Origin of the sequence: Nocardia sp. NPDC050710, assembly GCF_040654375.1 — a bacterium.
In the GTDB taxonomy this organism is placed as follows: Bacteria; Actinomycetota; Actinomycetes; order Mycobacteriales; family Mycobacteriaceae; genus Nocardia.
This window is the reverse complement of record NZ_JBFAHV010000005.1, coordinates 135,464-155,569: the sequence shown is the minus strand read 5'-3', so window position 1 is coordinate 155,569 and position 20,106 is coordinate 135,464. Positions and strand designations below refer to the sequence as shown.

Genomic DNA, 20,106 nt, shown 5'->3' with positions numbered 1-20,106 from the left:
CAGGTCGATGTTCGAGAAGGTCAACGGCAAGGTCGTCAAGGTCAACGTCGGTATGGCGGGCGGAGTGGTCGCCCGCAACGGCGCGATGCTCTTCTACAGCGGTGATATTTCGTTCTCCCCGCACCAGATTCCGGGCGCGCAGAGTATGGGCGGCGGCGGCCTGATGCGGATGGCGGGCCAGATGATGGCGGGCGAGCACGAGAGCACCATGCTGGCGCAGGGCAATGGCGAGGTGCACTACGGTTTCGCCGGGCTGGAAGTGCATGTGGTGCAGATGCAGCCGGGCGCCGCGCTGCGCGTCGAGGCGTCGCGGCTGCTCGCCAACACCGCGGGACTGCAGAGTTCGATCGTCTCGGTCATGAGTTCGGGCGGCGGTGGCGGGGGTGGCGGCATCATGGGCGCGCTGCGCGGCGCCGCGTCCGGCGCGCTGACCGGGCAGGGCATGTTCACCACCCAGCTTTCCGGGCAGGGCGCGGCGGTGCTGCTCGCGCACGGCGGATTCCTGGAATTGCCGGTGGGCGGACCGAATCCGATCGTGGTCGATCCGCAGGCATTCGTCGCCGCGTACGGCAATGTGCAGACCGAGTTGAAAACCGCCCTGAGCTGGCGCGACGCGGTGGGTCGCGGTTCCGGCGAGGCGATGCAATTGCATTGCGTCGGACAGGGTGTTGTCTATGTGCAGGCCTCCGAAGAGAAGTTGTGAGCCATGTCTCAAGTATTCAGTCCGATGAATCTCGGCGAGAGCGACAACATCCCGGGAAACGAGTACGCCTACTGCATCGACCTGAACAAGCCCTGGTTCATGCGCAAGGGCGCGATGATCGCCTACTACGGGCAGATGAACTTCCAGATGCTCACCCACGGCCTGCACGGCGGGCTGATGCAGATGGTGTCGCAACAGTTCTCCGCCCCGCTGTTCACCGGCGACTACGTGGTCGCGGAGGGGCACGGCAAGCTGATCATCGGCGACCGCGGCTACAACATCAATTCCTATGACCTGGAGGACGGCAACCTCACCATCCGCGCCGCCAACCTGCTGGCCTTCGAGCCCGGGCTGTCGCTGAACCAGTCCATCGTCCCCGGCTTCCTCACCCTGATCGGCACCGGCAAATTCCTGGCCTCCTCCAACGGTCCGGTGATGTTCGCCGAACCGCCGCTGCGGGTGGATCCGGAATCGCTGGTGGGCTGGGCCGACTGCCCCTCCCCCAGCCATCACTACGACCATCGGTGGGTGTCGAGCTTCCTCGCGGCGGGTGCGGCGCGCTTCGGCGTGAACTCCGGCGAGGAGCGCCAGTTCGATTTCACCGGCGCCGGAACGGTTTTGATCCAGTCCAGCGAGAAGGTCATGAGCGATGCCATGCTGGTACGCACCATCGAGGGACAGTTGCAGAGCGGTATGACCGTCGGCGGCCTGCAACGCATCCAGGCCGTGGTCGCCCAGCAACTCGGCGGGCAGCAGCATTACGGATAGCCCGCGGCGCCGCTCGTACTCCCCGCGGCTACCGTCTGCACTCGTGTTCCGCATGCTTCGCTCCCGGGTCGTGCAGCTGGCCTGTGCCGCGGCCGCGCTCGCCTGCACCGTGCCTGCCACGGGGCAGGCAGGGGCGATGCCGATTCCGTCGGTACCCCCGGGACCGGATATCCCCGCATTCCTCGGAACGCCCGCTGTCGCGGCGCCGATCATCGGGATACCGCCGGTTCCGTCACATCCGTACCTCGCGGCGAGCGGCGACTCCGGTATCCACAACGACGGGTGGATGAGCGATACCTATACCCGCCCCGGCCCGCTCGGCGTTGCGACCCAGGTGAATTCGGTGCTGCTCGGCAGCGAGTGCGGTTCGGTCGCGTTCGATCGGGCCGGTCGGATCGTCACCACCTGTCTCGGTATGGCGCCCGGCCTCTATCTCATCGACCCGAACACCATGGCGGTGCTCGGTAAGCATCCACTGCCCGGGCGCAGCCCACTGGATCTGCTGAAACCGGGGGGCTTCAACAACTTCGGCGGCGGCGGCTACTTCTATCTCGATCACGAAGACCGCGCCGTGGTCGGCACCGGCACCGGGCACCTCCAGATATTCGCCGAAACCCCCGCCGCCGACGGCTTCACCCTGGTGCGTGACTACGACCTGACGGGTGTTCTGCAACCGGGTGAAACGCTCAACTCCGCCCTCCCCGATTCCGACGGGCTGATCTGGTTCGTCGCGAAGGCCAACGGCGTCGTCGGGACGCTCGACCCGGATACCGGTGTGGCCCAGGTCATCCGGCTCGGCTCGGGCGAGAACGACCAGATCGAGAATTCCTTCGCGGTGGGCGACGCGGGTGAGGTCTATATCGCGACCAATCGGGAACTGCTCCGCTTCGACGCGGGCCCCGCCGACGCACCGCGGATCACCTGGCGGGTCACCTACGCCAACAGCGGTCAGCGCAAACCGGGTCAGGTCGATGACGGCACCGGAACCACACCCACTGTGCTACCCGACGGCTATGTGGCCATCACCGATAACGCCGACCCCATGAATGTGGTCGTCTACCGCACCGAACCCGACGTCGACCGGCGTGAGGTCTGCGCCGTCCCGGTCTTCGCCCCCGGCGCCAGCGCCACCGAGAACTCCCTGATCGGCGCGGGCCGCTCGCTGATCGTCGAGAACAACTACGGCTATGCCAACCCGCGCTCCACCATGCTCGGCAACACCACCGTCCCCGGCTTCGCCCGGGTGGATATCGACCCCGACGGCGCCGGCTGCACCCTCGCCTGGACCAACACCACCGAGGCGGCCCCCAGCGTCGTGCCGAAACTCTCCCTCGCCACCGGTCTCATCTACACGTATACGAAGGGCACCCAGCCCACCGACCCGTGGTACTGGACCGCCCTCGACTTCCGCACCGGCGAGATGGTCTGGAAACGGCTGTCCGGCGTCGGATTCGGCTTCAACAACAACTACGCGGGTATCGCGCTCGGCCCCGACGGCACCGCGTTCGTCGGCACCCTCGGCGGCCTCATCTCGCTCCGCGACGGCCACTGACACCGGTCCCGGTGATCGCCGGATTGGTCCGAAATATCGACGAGTAACACGGACGGGATCGGCATCGATCAGGATCGTGGACCATTTTGTTACTCGCACGAAAGAGAACAGAGGGGGAGCGGATGTCGCACCACCGAACCAGGAGAAGAATCGCGCTTGCGGCGGTGATGAGCGCGGTTTCGCTCGGGATCGGGGCGGGTCACGCGCCGGCCGCGCCGGTGTCGAGTCCCGGCGTCACGGAAACATCGGTGAAGTCGCCGGATGGGTCGTACCTCGAGAAGATCGAGGTCAAGGACAGCCGCAATGTGCGGCTGTACGTCCGCTCGGCGGCCATGGGCAAAACCATTACGGTGGACGTACTGCGGCCCAGTGATACCTCCGAACCGCGGCCGTCGCTGTACCTGTTCAACGGTGCGGGCGGCGGCGAGGACGATGCCTCGTGGAAGCGCAATACCGATGCGCTGGAGTTCCTGGGGACCAAGAACATCAACGTCGTGCAGGTCATCGGCGGCGCGTGGAGCTTCTACACCGACTGGATCGCGCCCGACCCGGTCCTCGGTGTCAACAAGTGGCAGACCTTCACCACCGAAGAACTGCCGCCGCTGGTCGACGCCGCGCTCGGCACCAATGGCGTGAATGCGGTTGCGGCCCTGTCGATGACGGGCACCTCGGTGCTCAACTTCGCGATCGCCAAGCCCGGCCTGTTCCGCAGCGTCGCCACCTACAGTGGCATCGCCCAGGTCAGCGACCCGGCCGGCCAGACCATGGTCAAGCTGACCGTGGAGACCTGGGGCGGCGGCGACACCCGCAATATGTGGGGTCCCACCGACGGCCCGCTCTGGGCCGCCAACGACCCGCTGGTCAACGCCGAGAAGCTGCGCGGCACCCACCTGTTCTTCTCCACCGGCAACGGCATCCCCGGCGAATTCGACGAGGCGGGCGGCAAATTCCGGATGGAATCCCCCGCCGAGACACCCAAGGTGGTCGCCATCGGGGCGGTCATCGAGGGCGGCGTCAACTGGTCCAACCACAATATGAACAATCGCCTCAACCAACTGGGCATCCCGGCGAAGTTCGTCTACCGCAACAGCGGCACCCACTCCTGGGGCTACTGGCAGGACGACCTGAAGTCCTCCTGGCCGGTGCTGGAACAGGGCCTGTTCAGCGCACCGTAGCGGACAGTCCGAAACGCTCGGCGAAGGCCGACATTTCGTCGAACTGCTGGGCGCGATCGATCGCGGTCGCGCCCAGTACTAGACGGGTAACCCCCTGTGCGGCATAGCCTTCGACTGCCTCCACGGTCAGTTCGACCGAGCTCCATCGGGTGTATTCCACGGCATCCGGATCACGTCCCGCCGCAACGGCTTCCGAGCGGACCAGGGCCAGTTGGCGTGCGCGCTCGTCCGGAAGCAACATGCCGCCGGGGAAGTAACCGTCGCCGCGTCGCCCGGCCCGGCGAGCGGCGGCGCCGCTATTCGCCGGGAGCCGCCTTGATGAACCAGTTGATGATCTCCTCCCCCGCCAGAATGCCGGTGGCACGGGTGATCGTCAGATTGGGGCTGGTCCAGTTCAACTGTTCGAGCTCGCCGTGGCGGGGGCGGATGGCACAGTCGGCGGCGCGCAGCATTTCGGCGTCCAGTGCCCCGTCCCCTGCCGCCAGGGTCATCGCGCCGGAGGCGAGTTCGCCGGATTCGAGCAGGCGGCGGCGCACCTCGGCGACGGCGTAGCTCTTACACACCGCCTGCGGCATGGTGTAGATCTTGCGACCCTGCTGTGAGGCGGACCAACCGCGGGCGCGGCACCACGCGTCCCATTCGGCGAGGAAGTCCTCGGGGACGGCCTTGGGCTTGACCACCAGATAGCAGAACAGGTGATCGGCGATGCGGAACTTGGTGACCCACGAATCATCGATGCGGGAACGCAGTTCGGCACTCACCTCCGAGAGGGTGGCGCCGCCCGCACGCACCTGGGCATCGATATCGATGCGCCAGCGCATATCGGGTACGCCGTCGACCAGGATGTTGCCGCCGTTGCTGGTGATGGCGTAACGCCATGGCGCACCGGGCAGCTGGATCCGATTGAATTGCTTGATGGTGCGGGTGGTGGTCGGGATGACCGCGGCGGGCTCGGTGAGGGACTGCATCCGCAGTGCGGCCGCGGTCGTCATGAACGACAGCGGCGCACCCTCGAGATGCTCCACGCAGACGGTCGCGACCTCGGAGGTGGTGCTGAACGCGTTGCGCGAGTAGATCATCGTACGGTCCAGATCGGTGGCGATCAGAGCTTGTCTTCGTGAACTGCGTAGGAGCATCGGTTACTGCACTTCCTTGATCAATCCCATACACGAATAGGCCAGGTCGGGGATGACGTCCACCGGGACGCCGCGCGCCGAGGCGAGCAGGCGCAGATGCGCATGCTCGGGAGCGTCCGCTTCGCGCACCAGAACCCGCCACGGCACCCGGCGCAGCAGCACCCTGGTCGTCTCGCCGACACCGGGTTTCACGAAGTTCACGCTGGCGATGCCGTACTCCTCGCGCACCTTCTCGACCGAGGCCCAGCCGGACCAGTTCGGGGTCCGATCACTCGCCCGGATCGCCGCCACCTCGGCGGGCACCCGCGGCCGCACGGCATCGAATGCGGCGCTCACCTTATCGAGCAGGCGGCCGGACACATCGTCGCCGGTCAGGTCGCGATAGAACTTGGCGCCGTGGAAATCGCCGGGCCCGATCAGCGTGTCGTTGAGCACGGTGCGCGAAATCAGTCCGGACACCGTCGAATTCAGGCAGGCCGAGGCAATGAGAAAGTCGTCGCGGGTGCCGTAGGTGCGCACGCAGTGCCCGGGGTCGGCGAGTACGGCGAGTTCGTCGTTGAAGCGAGCGCCACCGGCGGCGTGATACGCGTCCAGCGCCTCGGTGAGTTCACGAGTGATCGCACCCTTGCCGGTCCAGCCGTCCACGAAGACGATCGACGCCGGATCATGGTGTCGCGCGAGGTAATCCAAGGCGACCGCGTCGATGCCGCGATCGCGCACGATGGAGACGGCATAGTGCGGCACCTCGAGGCTCGGCAGCCCCGCGTCGCGCCCCGACCGCAGCCAGCGCTTCATCAAGATGCCGATCGGGGTGCCCGCGCGGGCCAGCGATACCAGCACGATGTCGTCACCTCGTTCGGCGACAACCAGTTCCGACACCGTCGCCACCGCGAGCGCCAACCGTTCGGCGCTCTCGGCCAGGACCTCGTCGAACAGGCTGCGGTAGGCGCTGTCGGGCTGGTACTCGATCGGCAGCGATTCCGCGTAATGTGCGACACCCGCCTGGATCCGGCGCTCGCGCTCGGCCACATCGGCCTCGAGGTCGACGTCCGAGAGATCCTTGAGCAGCCAAGAAACCTCCTCGGCCGCATACGATCCGAACTCCGGGCCGTACAGGGGGACGGGCAGTTCCAGCGCCGACCCGGGTGAATTGTCGAATTGATGCATTGCTCGCTACTCCACCGGCCTGTTCTTCGCGGAATCCCCGGCGTCGTCGACGGGCTCGAGCACGGCGCCACGCAGCGGATCGCTGCGCTCGGCGTGCAGTTTGCGCGGGTCCGCGCCCGGCAGCACCGCCACCAGAACGTCGGCGCCGGATGCGGTGAGCACATCGATGAGCCCGGCGTCGGCGACGAGTTCGGCGGTGTCAGCGGGTGCGTCCACCACCACGACCAGGATCGGATCGACCGGTACCGGGCCGAGGGCGCCGGTACCCGGCTCGCCGTATCCGTCCGGTGTGGTCGAGGTCGCGAACTCGGCGCTCGGATCCCCTTCCCAGTGCGCGTTGTACAGGTAGCGCGGCGCTTCGGCATCGGATTCCGGTGCGGTGAAACGGAATCCGCGCCGCAGCGGATATCCCGGCTCATCCAGGACATAGGCGGGGGAGCGGGTGGTGGTCTGGAACCGAGTCGCGATTCCCGAGTCGGCCAGCCCGGCGGCCAACCGCAGCGGCAGGTACATCAGCTCCTCGTGCCCGATCACGATGGCGGGCCGTCCCGGTGCCTGCGCGACGAGCCGGTTCCGCAATATATCGGTGGCCACACCGAGGGCGGCTTCGAAGGCGTCGCCATCGGAGCCGAGGATGCCGTGCCTGCCTCCCTCCGGAACGGAATCCGGCCAGGGCAACTCCAGGCGAGAAACCGAACCGCGTTGCGGCGCTGTAGGATTCAGCTCAGGCTCGGGGAGCGCGGTCACCGCGGCGACCAGCCCTTCCGGCAGCAGGGCCTGTCCGGACGCCAGGCATACCGTGTCGATGCGAGCGCCGAGTTCGGCGGCGGCGGCCTCGAATCGGGCGCGATCGGCCTCGGTGCGCATATCGACGAGCGAGGCCAGCACATAGTGCGACCTCGGCGCGAACGCGTGCAGCGCGCGCACCGCGTCGATGGCCGTCGCACCGGTGGAAATCTCATCGTCCACCAGCACCAACGGCAGGTCGTTGACGAAGATGCCCGCGGGCGCGGGCTGCAACAGATGCGAGGTGGCATGGGAATGCCCTTCCTCGAATCCGGTGAGTGTCTCCGCCTCCGGAACATCGCGCCGGGTGGAGTGCAGGTAGCAATCCGCGCCGATACGGGTGGCCACCGTATGCCCGAGTCCCGTCGCGGTTTCCGCGAATCCGAGCACAACGGCGGGAACGCCTGTCCGGTCACCGGTTTCGACCGCGGGTTCACCCTGCGCCGCGCGCGGCGAATCACCCCGCGCCGCGCGCACCGAATCACCCAGCGCGGCGCGCACCAGATCACCGAGCCGATTGCCCGCGTCGAGCACCACCCGCGGATCGGTCGGCAGATGCTTGCCCAGCACCGTCGAGACCAGCAGATGCGCCCGGCGTGGATTGCGCCGCAGGCCCGGCTGGATCAACGTATCGATCGGCAGCTCGGCGGGCAGCACGCTGTCCACGACGGTGCCGTGTGACCGCAGGTGGTGCAGTTCGATGCCGAATGTCCGTGTAGCCCAAGGTGTTCCAACCGAACTCATACCTGGACCAACGCCGTCAGCAGATCCACGAACGACACTCCTTTGTTCGCGACCCCGAACACCCGCGCCCGCAGCAGTGTCTGCCGTGCCCAGCTGCGATGCGGTCGCATCTCGTTCATCTTGTTCCGGTACTCCGAGGCCGCCACTCCACCGACCTCGACCTGGAGGATGTCCAACGCGTCCGAGTACTCCTCGTGCGTCACCACCGACAGCGCGTGCACCGCCGCCACATGTGAGGGGTGGATCACGGTTTTGCCCTGGATGCCGTTGGCCCGGTCCAGGGTGATCTCGCGCAGCAGCCCGTCCAGATCCCGCGAGACCAGATACCGCCGGAACGGCACCGCGTCGGATTCCTCGAACGGCGCGGTGCGCAGCAACGGCCGGAACATCCGCTCATGGTCGGCGAAGTACTCCCAGACCGGTCCGGTGATCACATAGCCGGTACCGTCCGCGCGGCCGAGGTAGTTCACGATGTCCGCGATGACGTCGGCGACCACCCGCACGTCGTAAATGGTGAGGTCACGGTCCCTGCGGATGCCGAAGGTCGAGCACATATCGGTCGCGCCGACCCGCACCGCGAGCACCCGCTCCCGGTGTTCGGCCAGCAGCGCGGCGATCTGGGTCAACTCGTGATCCCGCGTCTGCCGGTGCACCAGCGTTGCCGATTCGAGCACCGGCATGCCGTACACCGGCCGGTCCAGTCTCTGCGCGGCGTCCTCCAGCGTGTCCAGATACTTCTGACCGGAGGCGCTGTCGAATTTGGGGAATACGAACCCGGCGAGCACCGCCGCGCCCGGTCCCAACTGGTCGACGATCTCGCCGATGGTGTCCGCGTCGCGCACCCTGATGAACAGCAGCGGATTCGGATCCGGGCTGGTCGCCAGCAGATCCAGGACCGCCACCGCCTGCCGTTTGGCGAGTTCCACCTCATGGTCGGCGACGGCGTCCTCGAGGTCGATCACCATCGAGCACACCCCGCGGGCGGCCCGTTTGCGGATCGTCTCCGCGAGATCCGGCCGGGTCGCCGGGGCATAGAGGGTCGCGCCTAGCGCATACGCCAACAGTTCCCGATCGGCATTATCGCCGAAGGGTTCCGGTTGCCTATAGAACAAATGCCTCGCGTCCGGGCCGTGCAGCTGCCGAAAATGGCGCAGCGGCAGTCGCTTCCGCAGGGAAACCTCCTGCTGGACGGCGATGCCTGCGGTCATCGGTGCCCCATCCTCATTCTCGTCGTGGTCCTGCTTGTTTTCTCATTCGATCCACTACCCCGGCTATGAATTCGGTGACGGTATCCAGTTCCGTCACATAGGCCCAGTAGTCGGGATGGCGCCCCGACAGTGTTTCGGAAATTCGGTCGATCCGGTCCGACTGTGCGTCGAGCACAGATCCCCATTCGCCGACGAGCCCGCGGCTCACCGCGAGCATTTGTGCGTCCCGCAGCCGGAATCGTACGGCCTTGGCCTTGTCTTGCGGATTCGCGCGGACCTCACGTAGCAGCGCGAGCCGTTTGGTGACGGCGTCGACCTGTCGTTCGGCCTCGGCTAGGTTCCCCCGCGCGGAAGTGGTCAGTTCAAGTGCAGACTCCGGGTTGTTCTCGGCCAACGCCGCACGCGCCCGGCCCAGGGCTACGTCCGCCGCATCGATGGCTCGCTGGCTTTCCCGACCATTGTTCGTCAGATCCGCCGAACTCGCAGCGTTGAACTCACGCAGCATCGCAGAATAGGCGGGCGCCACCCCCGCCGCGCGATTCCGTACGGCCGCCAACCTGGTGTTTACCGAGGTTATCGCGGTGCTCGCGGCCCCGTGCCGAGATGGTGCCTGCGCCAAGGCATCTGCCAGTTCCCGGGTCGCCGCCTCCAGACGGTTCGCGGCCGCCCGCACGACACCCGCCGCACCTCCGGGTCCGGCGGCTTCGAGTGTGATGAGAGCCTCATCGACGAGGGCCGCACAGCGGCGCACCGACGGATAGTCCGCGTACTCCGACTCGGCGGCCCGCGCCCGTACGCCCGCGGCCGCCGCCTTGACCTGCCCGGCCAGCTGCGGCACCGTCTGCCGCACCGCGACCGCATGCTCGAGCTGCGCCTGATTGCCGCGGTAGAACTCGTCCACCGCCCGGGCCGCGTCGGTCAGCTGGCGGGTCACCGTCGCGGTCCGCTCCTCGCCGTGCGGCACCTCGGTCTTGTTCCGCTCGGCGGCGTCCAGTTCCTCGGTCAACGTCAGGTAAGCGCCCGCCGCGTCGTAGCACCGGCCGCGCACCGGCTCCCAGGCCGCTCCGAAGCCGCGCTCGGGGAACACCTCGTCGGAGGCGAGCACCGCCGCGTCCGCGACGCTCTGTCGCCGGTCCATATCGAGGAACGCGTCCGCGAGCTGCGACCGGGCCTGCTGAATCCATTCGCTGTTCCCGGAGGACCGGAACCAGCCACGCCTACGGCCTGCCACGCCCCGATGGTAGGAGATCTTCCTGTTCGCCGAGGGTTACCCCAGTTCCTACGCAAGTTCGCCGAAACCTACTACTGTCGTAAGTCGTACCCGGCGATTCGGACGTGCTGGGAATCACAGACGGACTATTGAAAGGGAATCCCGCATGGGTGTCAGTTTGTCCAAGGGCGGCAATGTCTCGCTGACCAAGGCGGCGCCGAACCTGACTGCTGTAGCCGTCGGCCTGGGGTGGGACGTTCGGACCACCACCGGAACCGACTTCGACTTGGACGCCAGCGCCATCGCCACGGGTGCCGACAAGAAGGTGCTGTCGGACCAGCACTTCGTGTTCTTCAACAACCTCAAGTCGCCCGAGGGCGCCATCGAGCACATCGGCGACAACACCACCGGTGAGGGCGAGGGCGACGACGAGGTCATCAACGTCGACCTGGCCAATACCCCGCCGACGATCGAGAGCATCTTCTTCCCGGTCTCGATCTACGACGCCGACACCCGGCAGCAGTCCTTCGGCCAGGTGCGCAACGCCTACATCCGCGTGGTGGACCGCAGCAACGGCACCGAGCTGGCCCGCTACGACCTCAGCGAGGACGCCTCGACCGAGACCGCCATGGTCTTCGGCGAGCTGTACCGCAACGGGGCCGAGTGGAAGTTCCGTGCCATCGGCCAGGGCTACGCCTCCGGCCTCGCGGGCATCGCTCGCGACTACGGCGTGAACGTCTGACAGACGACCACTCCGCGGGACAGGGGGCTCGGCGACGAGCCCCCTGTCCCGCGTTGGACATCCGGCGGTTCTAAGGCCACGCTGGTATCAATCTCGCCGATTCTTCCCCAAGCTACGAAAGGTCCCCGCGTGGTCCTGCGCATTTTCGGCTTCTCCATTGTCGTGACGGTGGTGTCTCTCGTCGTGGCAGTTGTGTACGGCGGGCCCACCGCCCTCGCGTTAGCCGCTATCCTCGGCATCCTCGAAGTGTCACTGTCCTTCGACAATGCCGTCATCAACGCCACCGTGCTCGAGCGGATGAGCGAGTTCTGGCAGAAGATCTTCCTCACCATCGGTGTGCTGATCGCCGTTTTCGGTATGCGCCTGGTGTTTCCGCTCGCGATCGTGTGGATCACCGCGGGTCTGGACCCGGTGACGGCCTTCGACCTGGCACTCAACCCGCCCGAGGGTGACGCACCCTACTTCCCGGACGGCAGCCCGAGCTATGAGACCCTGCTCACCGACGCGCATCCGCAGATCGCGGCGTTCGGCGGCATGTTCCTGGCGCTGCTGTTCCTGAACTTCATCTTCGAAGAGCGCGAGATCACCTGGCTCAGCTGGCTGGAACGGCCGCTCGCGGCCGCGGGCAAGCTGGATATGCTCTCGGTCGTGGTCGCGGGTACCGGCCTGGTTCTGACCGCGGAATTCATTGCCGCCGAGGACGACCGCGCCACCGTCATGGTCGCGGGCATGCTCGGCTTGATCACCTACATCGCGGTGGACGGACTCGGCTCGATGTTCCACACCGAGGAGGCGGGTGAAACCGAGGGCGGTCCGTCGAAGCTGGTCAAGGCCACCGGCAAGGCGGCGTTCTTCCTGTTCCTGTACCTCGAGGTGCTCGACGCGTCGTTCTCCTTCGACGGTGTGATCGGCGCCTTCGCCATCACCTCGGACCCGATCATCATCGCCTTGGGCCTCGGCCTGATCGGCGCGATGTTCGTCCGGTCCATCACCGTCTACCTGGTGCGCAAGGGCACGCTCTCGGAGTACGTCTACCTGGAGCACGGTGCGCACTGGGCGATCGGCGCGCTGGCGGTCATCCTGCTGGTCTCGATCGGCGTGCACATCAACGAACTCATCACCGGTATGATCGGCGTCGCGTTCATCGGCGCGGCATTCATCACCAGCATCCTGCGCAACCGTCGCGAGGGCGATGCGGAGGAGATCGAGAGCGAACGTGCGGTGACGCCGGTAGGCTGAATTCCGGCACGCAGGCGATAATTCGAGGTGGCAGCGGCCCCGTCTCCGGACGGAGCCGCTGCCGCTTTCTTTCTGGCACAAAAACATTCACGAGGGGGGTAGCGCGCCGATGACTCAGCCCGGCAGCGTCAACCTGGCCAAGGTCACCCTGTCCAAGGCCACACCCAGCATCAACCTCACCAAACCCGGTGAGCAACAAGGCGTGATGCGGGTGAACCTGAACTGGTCCAGTGGTCCCCGCGGATTCTTTCGCCGGTCCAAGCCCATCGACCTCGATCTCGGCTGCCTGTACGAATTGTCCGACGGCGCCAAAGGTGTGGTGCAGGCCGTCGGTAATAATTTCGGCGCACTCGACGCCGAGCCGTATATCCGGCTGGACGGCGACGACCGCAGCGGCGCGGACACCGCGGGCGAGACCATGCATATCAATCTCGCGCGGCCCGAATTGTTCAAGCGCATCCTGATCTTCGCGTTCATCTACGACGGGGTGCCGAATTGGGCCGCGGCCGACGGCGTGATCACGCTGTTCCCCACCCAGGGCCCGCAGGTCGAAGTACGCCTCGATTCCCCGGTGGACGGTGCGCGCTCCTGTGCGGTCGCCCTGCTACAGAACCAAGGACCCGGCATTACGGTGCACCGGGAAGTGCACTACATCAACGGAACCCAGCGCCATATCGACGAGGCGTACCACTGGGGCATGAAGTGGCACAGCACGACCAAGTAGGCGATTCGGCGCGACGCGACGGTCACCACCCGAATCGGCCTGCGGGAGGCGAAGATCAGGCCCACCCCGAAGCCCGCAATGGTCAAGGGCCGCAACGGCTCGTCGATGAACGACCACGCGAGCAGCGCGGTGGTCGCGAAGAACAGTCTGCCGACCCGCGTGGCATCCCACCCATCACCGCGCGGGCTCGCCGGGCGGTTATCCGACGAGGGCCTGTGTCCCGACGGCGCTCAGGACCGCCAGGCGGTCGGCGTCTTCGGTGCCGGGTTGGGCTGTGTAGACCATGATGCGCAGGTCGCTGCCGACGACGCTGAGGACATCGCAGTCCAGGGTCAGGGCGCCGACGTGCGGGTGGTCGATGGTTTTGCGGGTGGCTTGGTGCTGGCCGACGGCGCTTGATTGCCAAAGGTTGTCGAAGTGGGCGCTGCGGCGGCGTAGTTCGGCGATGAGAGAGTGCAGGTACTCGTCGTCGGGGTAGCGGCTGGCGGTGCGGGACAGGTCGGCGACCTGTGCTGCCTGGAGCGCGCCTTTGGATTCGGGGCTGTGACGTATGCGGCTGTGGGGGTTGAGGAAGTTGCGCCAGACCGCGTTGAGGTCGTTGCCGTCCCATTCCCCTATGAGTGCCGTGTAGAGGGGGTTGGCGAGCAGCTGGGTCCAGGCGGCGTCGAAGACGGCGACAGGTGTGCCGGTCAGCCGGTCCAGCATGCGATGCACGCCGGGGGTGATGTGCCGCGGAACCCGGCCGGGGCCTGGTGGGGCGAGGCCGGCCAAGTGGAAGAGGTGGGCGCGTTCCTCCTGGGTGAGTCGCAGCGCGCGGGCCAGGGCTTCGACGACCTGGGGTGAGGGATTGGTGGCGCGTCCCTGTTCGAGCCGGATGATGTAGTCGGCGGAGATGCCGGCCAGCTGGGACAGTTCCTCGCGGCGCAGCCCGACGGCGCGCCTGCGCCCGCCCGCGGGTAGGCCGACAGACTGGGGCGAGACGTGATCGCGCCAGCGGCGCAAGGCCGCACCGAGTGCTGTGGTCGCCATGTCGTTGATTGTCACAAGCACGAAGCTGCCTGTCCTGGTACCGCCATTCCCAGGAAAACGGGTCTACTCCCTGCTCACGCATTTCAAGCCGACCGTGGAGGCATGACAGAAGCACGAACAGTCACCGAGCGTGGCCTGGCCGGAGCACAAGGACTCGCGCGGCTGCTGGACCGCCTCAACGCCTGAGGCCGTCGCCGAGCAGTCCGCACCGAACACACCTACTCCGGCCACCTCGGCCGACACCCGAAAAGGAACGCACGCATGAGCAAGCTCGCCCTCGTCACCGGCGCCACCTCCGGCATCGGCAAGGCATTCGCCGAACGCCTCGCTGCGCACGGCAACGACCTGATCATCGTCGGCCGCCGCAGGGACCGCCTCGACGAGTTCGCCGCCGACCACCCCCACGTCACGGTCCGCACCGTCGCCGCCGACCTGTCCACCGACACCGGCATCGACACCGTTGCCGAGATCTGCGCCCGCGAGCCGCTGACCATGCTCGTCAACAACGCCGGCGTCGCCCACTACATGCCGCTGGCCCAACTGCCCGCCGACAAGGCCCGCGAACTCGTCCACGTCAAGGTCGTCGCCCCCACCATGCTCACCCGCGCCGCCGTCACCGGCATGCAGGAACGCGGCGAAGGACAGATCATCAACGTGGCCGGGATGATCGCCTTCAGCGGTCCCGCCCACGGTTCCGTCATGCCCCGCCGGGCCGTCTACGCCGGCACCCTGGCCCACCTCGTCGCCATGTCCCAGACGCTCAACGCCGAACTGGAAGGCACCGGCATCCAGGTCGAGGTCCTCTGCCCCGGCATCGTCGCCACCGAATTCCACCAGCGCCAAGGCCTCGACCTGAGCGCCGTGCCCCGCATGACCGCCGAGGAGGTCGTCACCGCCGGACTGCGCGGCCTCGAACTCGGCGAAGTCGTCTGCGCCCCCGGCGTGGAAGACACCGGCCTGCTCGACGCCGTCTTCAAGGCCGACCTCGCCGTATTCGGCGGACAGAGCCCCGAACTCGCCTCCCGCTACCGGGCCAACTGACGCCGCAGCCGAACCACTGCCGCGCGGTCACCGTCTCGCCGTCGGCAATCGCGCCGAGAGCGCGGCCTTCCGCGCGCGGCACGCCACCGGCTGAGCGCGGATCCGCCCCGGGCTCACAGCATCCGATACGGCCGGTGCAGCGCCCTGGCCCGGCGGACCGATACGCGCGACCACACCGCCTGCTGCACCGCGAGGGTGGCCCAGCCCGCCAACGCCATGCCGGTCAGGTTGATCAACAGCTGCAAGGTGCTGCCCCAGATCGCGGAGCCGACGCCGAAAGCCGCACCGAGCGCGATATTTCCGGCGGCGGGCACCGTGGTCACCGATATGAAGACACCGGTCAGCCCGCCCGCCTTGGAGGAGGTCAGCGCGAGTACACCGGCCGCGGCCGCGATCACCGCGACGATGAACGACCACTTGTCGGGGGTATAGATGAACGCGGTACCCGGCCGCGACCCGATCACGTCGTCCATCGTGATCCACCCCAATGTCCGGCCGACCAGCACCAGTACGAAGGTGACCGCGATGGCGGCGACGAAACCGAGTACCAGCGTGCGAATCGCGAGGCCGAACAGCACGAACCGGCGACGCACCAGCGCCACCCCCAGCGCGGCGACGGCACCGAATTCCGGTCCGAGCACCATGGCCCCGATGACCAGGATCTGCGAATCCAGCACGATCGCGATGGCCGCGATCACCGTGGCCAGCGTCATGAAGCTGAGATAGGTCCAGTTCAGCTCGGTTTCCTCATACGAACGCTGTGCCACATCGGCCCACACCACGGCATCCGCGCTACTGCCGGGCGTCCGCACCTCGGCGTCGAATCCGCTGCGCGACAACCAGGTTCGCACCTCGTCGATCTCGATGCTGCCCTCCCGATGCACCCCGAGCGCCCGCAGCCGGGTGATCACATCATTGCCCGCCTCCCTGGCCACATGCGCGAGCACCAGATCACCGGGCGGCTTCAGCGACGAGCCGCGCACCACCGCGAGACCGCTCACCGCATCTTCTTCGTTCAGAATCTCGATCACGGCATCGGTCATCGCGACCGGCGCCAGGATCCGGATATGCAACATGGCGTCAGTCTGCCGCGTGACAGCGCGAACCACGCGCGGACCACGATCGTGTCATTCAGGCGACGGGAACCAGTTCGCCGGGTTCGACGCGCGGCACCGCGGGCGGTGCCGCGCGCGCCCCGCGCAATCCGGCGCGTATGAACAGGAAGAACAGCGCCACCAGCAGGATCGCGCGGCCCCAGACACCGAACTGGACAATGCTCTCCATCGTCTCCACCGAGGTGCCGGAAACGATCGAATAGAAGTAGCGGAATACGCCGACGCCGATCGCGGCATCGGCGAGCAGATATCCCCCGATTACCGGCCACGGCACTTCGAGCAGCACCAGGAACGGAATCAGCCACAGCGTGTACTGGGGGGAATGCACCTTGTGAAACACCAGGAATCCACACAGCATCGCGCCGCTCACTCCCACCCAGGGGAAGACACCCGTCACGGTGTACCGCTTCCACCCCAGCCACATGGCGAGCGCGAACGAGGCGAGCACCAGGGTCGGCGAGGCGATCGTCACCGCATTCTGGAACGAGGATTCGCTGTCGGCGTCCTCCCCGAACATCTGCCGCAACCCCCAGTACCAGATGGAGTTCGTGGTGATGTCGGCCTGACGCAACTGCTGGAAGGTGATCGACGCGCGCCAACCCTCGTACCCGGCCAGCGCGAACGGCAGGTTGACCGCGACCACCGTGCCGACGGCCGCGGCGGCGGCCAGCAGCGCGCCGCGCATATCCCTGGTGCGCGCCGTGGCGGCGGCGTGGCCACCGGTCCACACATAGGCCATCAACGGCAGCACGAAAATGCCGGGATACAACTTCAGGCAGAAACCGAGACCGAGCAGTACCGCCGCCAGCATCCCCCTGGTACGCAATGAAAACCGGGACAGGGTCAGCACGTAGACCGCCGCGACCGCCGTGCATACGACCGGGAGCTCCCAGTTGTGGAAGGCATAGAGCACCAACGGCGGGCCCGCCGCCCACAGCAGCGCCGCACGCCCGGCCAACCGGACCAGCAACCACACGGTCAGCAGTGCGAACGGCGCCAAAATCAACGCCGTGTACCGCAGGAATTCGGCGTCATTGTCGGCGCCGGACGCGCCGAGCCACATCAGCGTGCCGCTGAGCACCGGGTATTCGACCGCGCCGCCGGTGAGGGCGCCATCCTCGGTGATGCCGCCGTCCACATACGGGAAGACGTGCCGATCGATATCGCGGCCGAGCCACAGGAACTGGATATCGGAGTAGCAGACATCCGAATCCTTGATCACGTCGAAGACCGCGCTGCGGCCGTTGTCGTAGAAGGGACCACCCGCGCACCGCGCCTTATTCGCATACGCGAACGCCAGGGTGAGCCCGCACAGCAACAGGACCGCCACAGCCAGCGCCGTGTGGCGCGATAGGCGGCCGGCGATCTGGTCGCTGGCGGCAGGTCCGGTCGACATGCGACCACCCTAAGCGGCCCGGCTGCAACCGCGAACGTGTTCCTCCGCGAAACCGACGCGCGGACCGATCGATTTCGATGCTCAGGACCTGGTCATGTAGCCTTGTCGGGTTGCTGACGCAACGACCCTCCTGCCACGGACCGTCCGTGGCCGTTTCCTAGTCCACAGGAGGTGATTGGTCCGTGCGTCATTACGAAGTGATGGTTATCCTCGACCCGAGCCTGGACGAGCGCACTGTTGGTCCGTCGCTGGACAACATGCTGAGCGTCGTCAAGACCGAGGGCGGCAAGGTCGACAAGGTCGACATCTGGGGCCGCCGTCGGCTCGCCTACGAGATCCGCAAGCAGGCCGAGGGCATCTACGCGGTGGTCGATCTGACCGCTACCCCCGCCACGGTGAACGAGCTCGACCGCCAGCTGGGACTGAACGAGTCGGTGCTGCGCACCAAGGTTCTGCGCCACGACAAGTAGTTCTACAGCCCTCGTATGCGTCGGTGCCTGTCTCTAGGCTCTAGCGCAACAGCGAGTGCAAGGCGGACTGCACACCGAGCAGGAGGAACCACATGGCAGGCGACACGGTCATCACCGTCATCGGAAATTTGACGGCTGACCCCGAGCTTCGATTCACGCCCGCGGGCGCTGCGGTGGCGAATTTCACCGTCGCATCGACTCCCCGCGTGTTCGACCGTAATTCGAATGAATGGAAAGACGGCGAAGCGCTGTTCCTGCGCTGCAACATCTGGCGCGAAGCTGCGGAAAATGTCGCCGAAAGCCTGACCCGAGGCGCTCGCGTCATCGTGAGCGGACGGCTCAAGCAGCGCTCCTACGAAACCCGCGAGGGTGAGAAGCGCACGGTCGTGGAACTCGAGGTCGACGAGGTCGGTCCCTCGCTGCGCTATGCCACCGCGAAGGTCAACAAGGCCAATCGCGGCGGTGGCGGCGGCGGATTCGGCTCCGGCGGCGGCGGTGGCAATTTCAATGCCTCCTCCGGTGGTGGTGGCGGTCGTTCCGGCGGTGCCGAGGACGATCCCTGGGGCAGTGCGCCCGCGGCGGGCTCCTTCGGGGGCGGCCGCGTAGACGACGAACCGCCGTTCTGATACGGCTCACATCGGTCTGACCGACCGTAGCGACCGCACGCCGGTCGTTCGAAATGGTCAGCCATCAATGATTACGGAGTAATAGACCATGCCTAAAGCGCCCGCGCGCGAAAAGGTGCTGAAGAAGAAGGCCTGCGCTTTCTGCAAGGAAGCCAAGTCCGGTACCGTTTCGATCGATTACAAGGACACGACGCTGCTGCGCAAGTACGTCAGCGACCGCGGCAAGATCCGCGCCCGCCGCGTCACCGGCAACTGCGTGCAGCACCAGCGCGATATCGCCGTTGCCGTGAAGAACTCCCGTGAGGTGGCCCTGCTGCCTTACGTGTCGACGGCTCGCTGAGAAAGGGAGACACGCAAATGAAGCTGATTCTGACTGCTGATGTCGACAACCTCGGTGCTCCCGGCGATACCGTCGAGGTGAAGGACGGCTACGGCCGCAACTACCTGCTGCCGCGCGGCCTGGCCATCGTCGCCAGCCGTGGCGCCCAGAAGCAGGTCGAGGGCATCCGCCGGGCGCAGGACGCGCGGAAGGTGCGCGACCTCGATCACGCCAACGAGCTGAAGCAGGCCATCGAGGGCCTGGAGTCGGTCTCGCTGACCGTGAAGACCGCGGGCACCGGCAAGCTGTTCGGCTCGGTGACCCAGTCGGACGTTGCCGCGGCCATCAAGACCGCGGGCGGCCCCGTCGTCGACAAGCGCAGCATCGAGCTGCCGAAGTCGCACATCAAGTCGACCGGTAAGCACGGCGTCGTGGTGCACCTGCACCCGGACGTGGTGGCCAAGTTCGACCTGCAGGTCGCCGCCAGCTGATTTCCGGTATCGCCTCCGGCGGTCCGCAGCATATCCATTCGAAGACCACTCCCGTGTTCCGCGCGGGGGTGGTCTTCGGCTGCGCCCTTATGTCCCTCGCATCTAATAGCCGAATGTTTGCCATTCGAGCTCATTCGTGCCATGGGACATATCGGGCGAATTTCGGCACCCCCGCTACCACCGGTTATTCGGCCTGTGGATTACCGGGAAAACCAACCGATCGTAATGTGACGCAGCTCATATGCTGTGCATGCGCCGTTCATCCAACACGCCCGGCTGTTCAACTCGACCGACACGCCGGGGCTTCATTAATCCACACGTGGATAGATCTAGAAACCAATATCTATCAGCACGTTTAAGCCAGATGGCCTGGGTTTTCCCCAAGTTGTACACAGGGGGTGCACACGGTTGGGTAAACAGTCCCCAAGTTATCCACAGTTGTGTGCACAGTGCAGTTTGGCGACC

The 20,106-nt window shown here is 66.5% G+C and carries 21 protein-coding genes; 12 read left to right on the top strand and 9 right to left on the bottom strand.

Annotated features, from left to right (window positions below):
- Window positions 1-7 precede the first annotated feature (7 nt).
- From AB0H61_RS12545 to AB0H61_RS12530, 4 genes are all read left to right on the top strand, one after another.
- A complete protein-coding gene (locus AB0H61_RS12545; RefSeq protein ID WP_357302673.1) occupies window positions 8-703 on the top strand; it encodes an AIM24 family protein in 696 nt (231 codons plus the stop codon).
- 3 nt (window positions 704-706) lie between these two features.
- A complete protein-coding gene (locus AB0H61_RS12540) occupies window positions 707-1,471 on the top strand; it encodes an AIM24 family protein (protein WP_357302670.1) in 765 nt (254 codons plus the stop codon).
- 43 nt (window positions 1,472-1,514) lie between these two features.
- Window positions 1,515-3,023 (top strand): hypothetical protein, encoded by a 1,509-nt coding sequence (locus AB0H61_RS12535; protein ID WP_357302669.1) that lies wholly within the window; start codon window positions 1,515-1,517, stop codon window positions 3,021-3,023.
- 122 nt (window positions 3,024-3,145) lie between these two features.
- Window positions 3,146-4,198 (top strand): alpha/beta hydrolase family protein, encoded by a 1,053-nt coding sequence (locus tag AB0H61_RS12530; RefSeq protein ID WP_357302666.1) that lies wholly within the window; start codon window positions 3,146-3,148, stop codon window positions 4,196-4,198.
- On the opposite strand, the gene AB0H61_RS12525 is transcribed toward AB0H61_RS12530, so the two are convergent.
- The 6 genes from AB0H61_RS12525 to AB0H61_RS12500 are packed head-to-tail and all read right to left on the bottom strand — an operon-like array spanning window position 4,185 to window position 10,470.
- Window positions 4,185-4,439 carry a hypothetical protein gene (locus AB0H61_RS12525; protein WP_357302663.1) on the bottom strand — a complete coding sequence of 85 codons (255 nt, stop codon included), beginning with the start codon at window positions 4,437-4,439 and terminating at the stop codon, window positions 4,185-4,187. The genes AB0H61_RS12530 and AB0H61_RS12525 overlap by 14 nt on opposite strands.
- A 55-nt stretch (window positions 4,440-4,494) precedes the next feature.
- A complete protein-coding gene (locus AB0H61_RS12520) occupies window positions 4,495-5,334 on the bottom strand; it encodes an HAD family hydrolase (protein ID WP_357302661.1) in 840 nt (279 codons plus the stop codon).
- 3 nt (window positions 5,335-5,337) lie between these two features.
- Window positions 5,338-6,462, bottom strand: a complete 1,125-nt coding sequence (locus tag AB0H61_RS12515; protein WP_357303179.1) for a cysteine protease StiP family protein — start codon at window positions 6,460-6,462, stop codon at window positions 5,338-5,340.
- Between the two features lie 45 nt (window positions 6,463-6,507).
- A complete protein-coding gene (locus AB0H61_RS12510) occupies window positions 6,508-8,031 on the bottom strand; it encodes a phosphoribosyltransferase family protein (RefSeq protein WP_357302658.1) in 1,524 nt (507 codons plus the stop codon).
- Window positions 8,028-9,239, bottom strand: a complete 1,212-nt coding sequence (locus tag AB0H61_RS12505) for an HpcH/HpaI aldolase/citrate lyase family protein (protein ID WP_357302655.1) — start codon at window positions 9,237-9,239, stop codon at window positions 8,028-8,030. The genes AB0H61_RS12510 and AB0H61_RS12505 overlap by 4 nt, the downstream gene beginning before the upstream one ends.
- A gap of 13 nt (window positions 9,240-9,252) precedes the next feature.
- Complete coding sequence (locus AB0H61_RS12500; RefSeq protein WP_357302652.1) at window positions 9,253-10,470, bottom strand: hypothetical protein; 1,218 nt, start codon at window positions 10,468-10,470, stop codon at window positions 9,253-9,255.
- A 145-nt stretch (window positions 10,471-10,615) separates the two neighbouring features.
- Here AB0H61_RS12500 and AB0H61_RS12495 point away from each other — a divergent pair, with 145 nt between their 5' ends.
- The 3 genes from AB0H61_RS12495 (at window position 10,616) to AB0H61_RS12485 (ending at window position 13,154) form a co-directional block, all read left to right on the top strand.
- Window positions 10,616-11,191 carry a TerD family protein gene (locus tag AB0H61_RS12495; RefSeq protein ID WP_357302649.1) on the top strand — a complete coding sequence of 192 codons (576 nt, stop codon included), beginning with the start codon at window positions 10,616-10,618 and terminating at the stop codon, window positions 11,189-11,191.
- A 129-nt stretch (window positions 11,192-11,320) separates the two neighbouring features.
- Window positions 11,321-12,430, top strand: coding sequence for a DUF475 domain-containing protein (locus tag AB0H61_RS12490; RefSeq protein WP_357302647.1), 1,110 nt, complete (start codon window positions 11,321-11,323; stop codon window positions 12,428-12,430).
- Window positions 12,431-12,539: 109 nt separating this feature from the next.
- Window positions 12,540-13,154, top strand: a complete 615-nt coding sequence (locus AB0H61_RS12485) for a Tellurium resistance (RefSeq protein WP_357302644.1) — start codon at window positions 12,540-12,542, stop codon at window positions 13,152-13,154.
- A 198-nt stretch (window positions 13,155-13,352) separates the two neighbouring features.
- Here AB0H61_RS12485 and AB0H61_RS12480 read toward each other — a convergent pair whose 3' ends face one another.
- A complete protein-coding gene (locus tag AB0H61_RS12480) occupies window positions 13,353-14,183 on the bottom strand; it encodes a helix-turn-helix transcriptional regulator (protein WP_357302642.1) in 831 nt (276 codons plus the stop codon).
- A gap of 261 nt (window positions 14,184-14,444) precedes the next feature.
- Here AB0H61_RS12480 and AB0H61_RS12475 point away from each other — a divergent pair, with 261 nt between their 5' ends.
- Complete coding sequence (locus AB0H61_RS12475) at window positions 14,445-15,224, top strand: SDR family NAD(P)-dependent oxidoreductase (protein ID WP_357302639.1); 780 nt, start codon at window positions 14,445-14,447, stop codon at window positions 15,222-15,224.
- Window positions 15,225-15,337: 113 nt separating this feature from the next.
- Here the strand turns inward: AB0H61_RS12475 and AB0H61_RS12470 are convergent, their stop codons facing one another.
- Window positions 15,338-16,300 (bottom strand): DUF389 domain-containing protein, encoded by a 963-nt coding sequence (locus tag AB0H61_RS12470; RefSeq protein ID WP_357302636.1) that lies wholly within the window; start codon window positions 16,298-16,300, stop codon window positions 15,338-15,340.
- 55 nt (window positions 16,301-16,355) lie between these two features.
- Window positions 16,356-17,735: a hypothetical protein gene (locus tag AB0H61_RS12465; protein ID WP_357302634.1), complete on the bottom strand. Its 1,380-nt coding sequence runs from the start codon at window positions 17,733-17,735 to the stop codon at window positions 16,356-16,358.
- Window positions 17,736-17,917: 182 nt separating this feature from the next.
- Between AB0H61_RS12465 and rpsF the strand changes: the two genes are divergently transcribed.
- From rpsF to rplI, 4 genes are all read left to right on the top strand, one after another.
- The gene (gene rpsF / locus AB0H61_RS12460) at window positions 17,918-18,205 is read left to right on the top strand and encodes a 30S ribosomal protein S6 (RefSeq protein ID WP_109523030.1); all 288 of its coding nucleotides are present in this window, start codon (window positions 17,918-17,920) and stop codon (window positions 18,203-18,205) included.
- Between the two features lie 92 nt (window positions 18,206-18,297).
- Window positions 18,298-18,831, top strand: a complete 534-nt coding sequence (locus tag AB0H61_RS12455) for a single-stranded DNA-binding protein (RefSeq protein WP_357302631.1) — start codon at window positions 18,298-18,300, stop codon at window positions 18,829-18,831.
- 88 nt (window positions 18,832-18,919) lie between these two features.
- The gene (gene rpsR / locus AB0H61_RS12450) at window positions 18,920-19,171 is read left to right on the top strand and encodes a 30S ribosomal protein S18 (RefSeq protein WP_067786801.1); all 252 of its coding nucleotides are present in this window, start codon (window positions 18,920-18,922) and stop codon (window positions 19,169-19,171) included.
- A gap of 17 nt (window positions 19,172-19,188) precedes the next feature.
- Window positions 19,189-19,641 carry a 50S ribosomal protein L9 gene (gene rplI / locus AB0H61_RS12445; RefSeq protein ID WP_357302628.1) on the top strand — a complete coding sequence of 151 codons (453 nt, stop codon included), beginning with the start codon at window positions 19,189-19,191 and terminating at the stop codon, window positions 19,639-19,641.
- Window positions 19,642-20,106 lie beyond the last annotated feature (465 nt).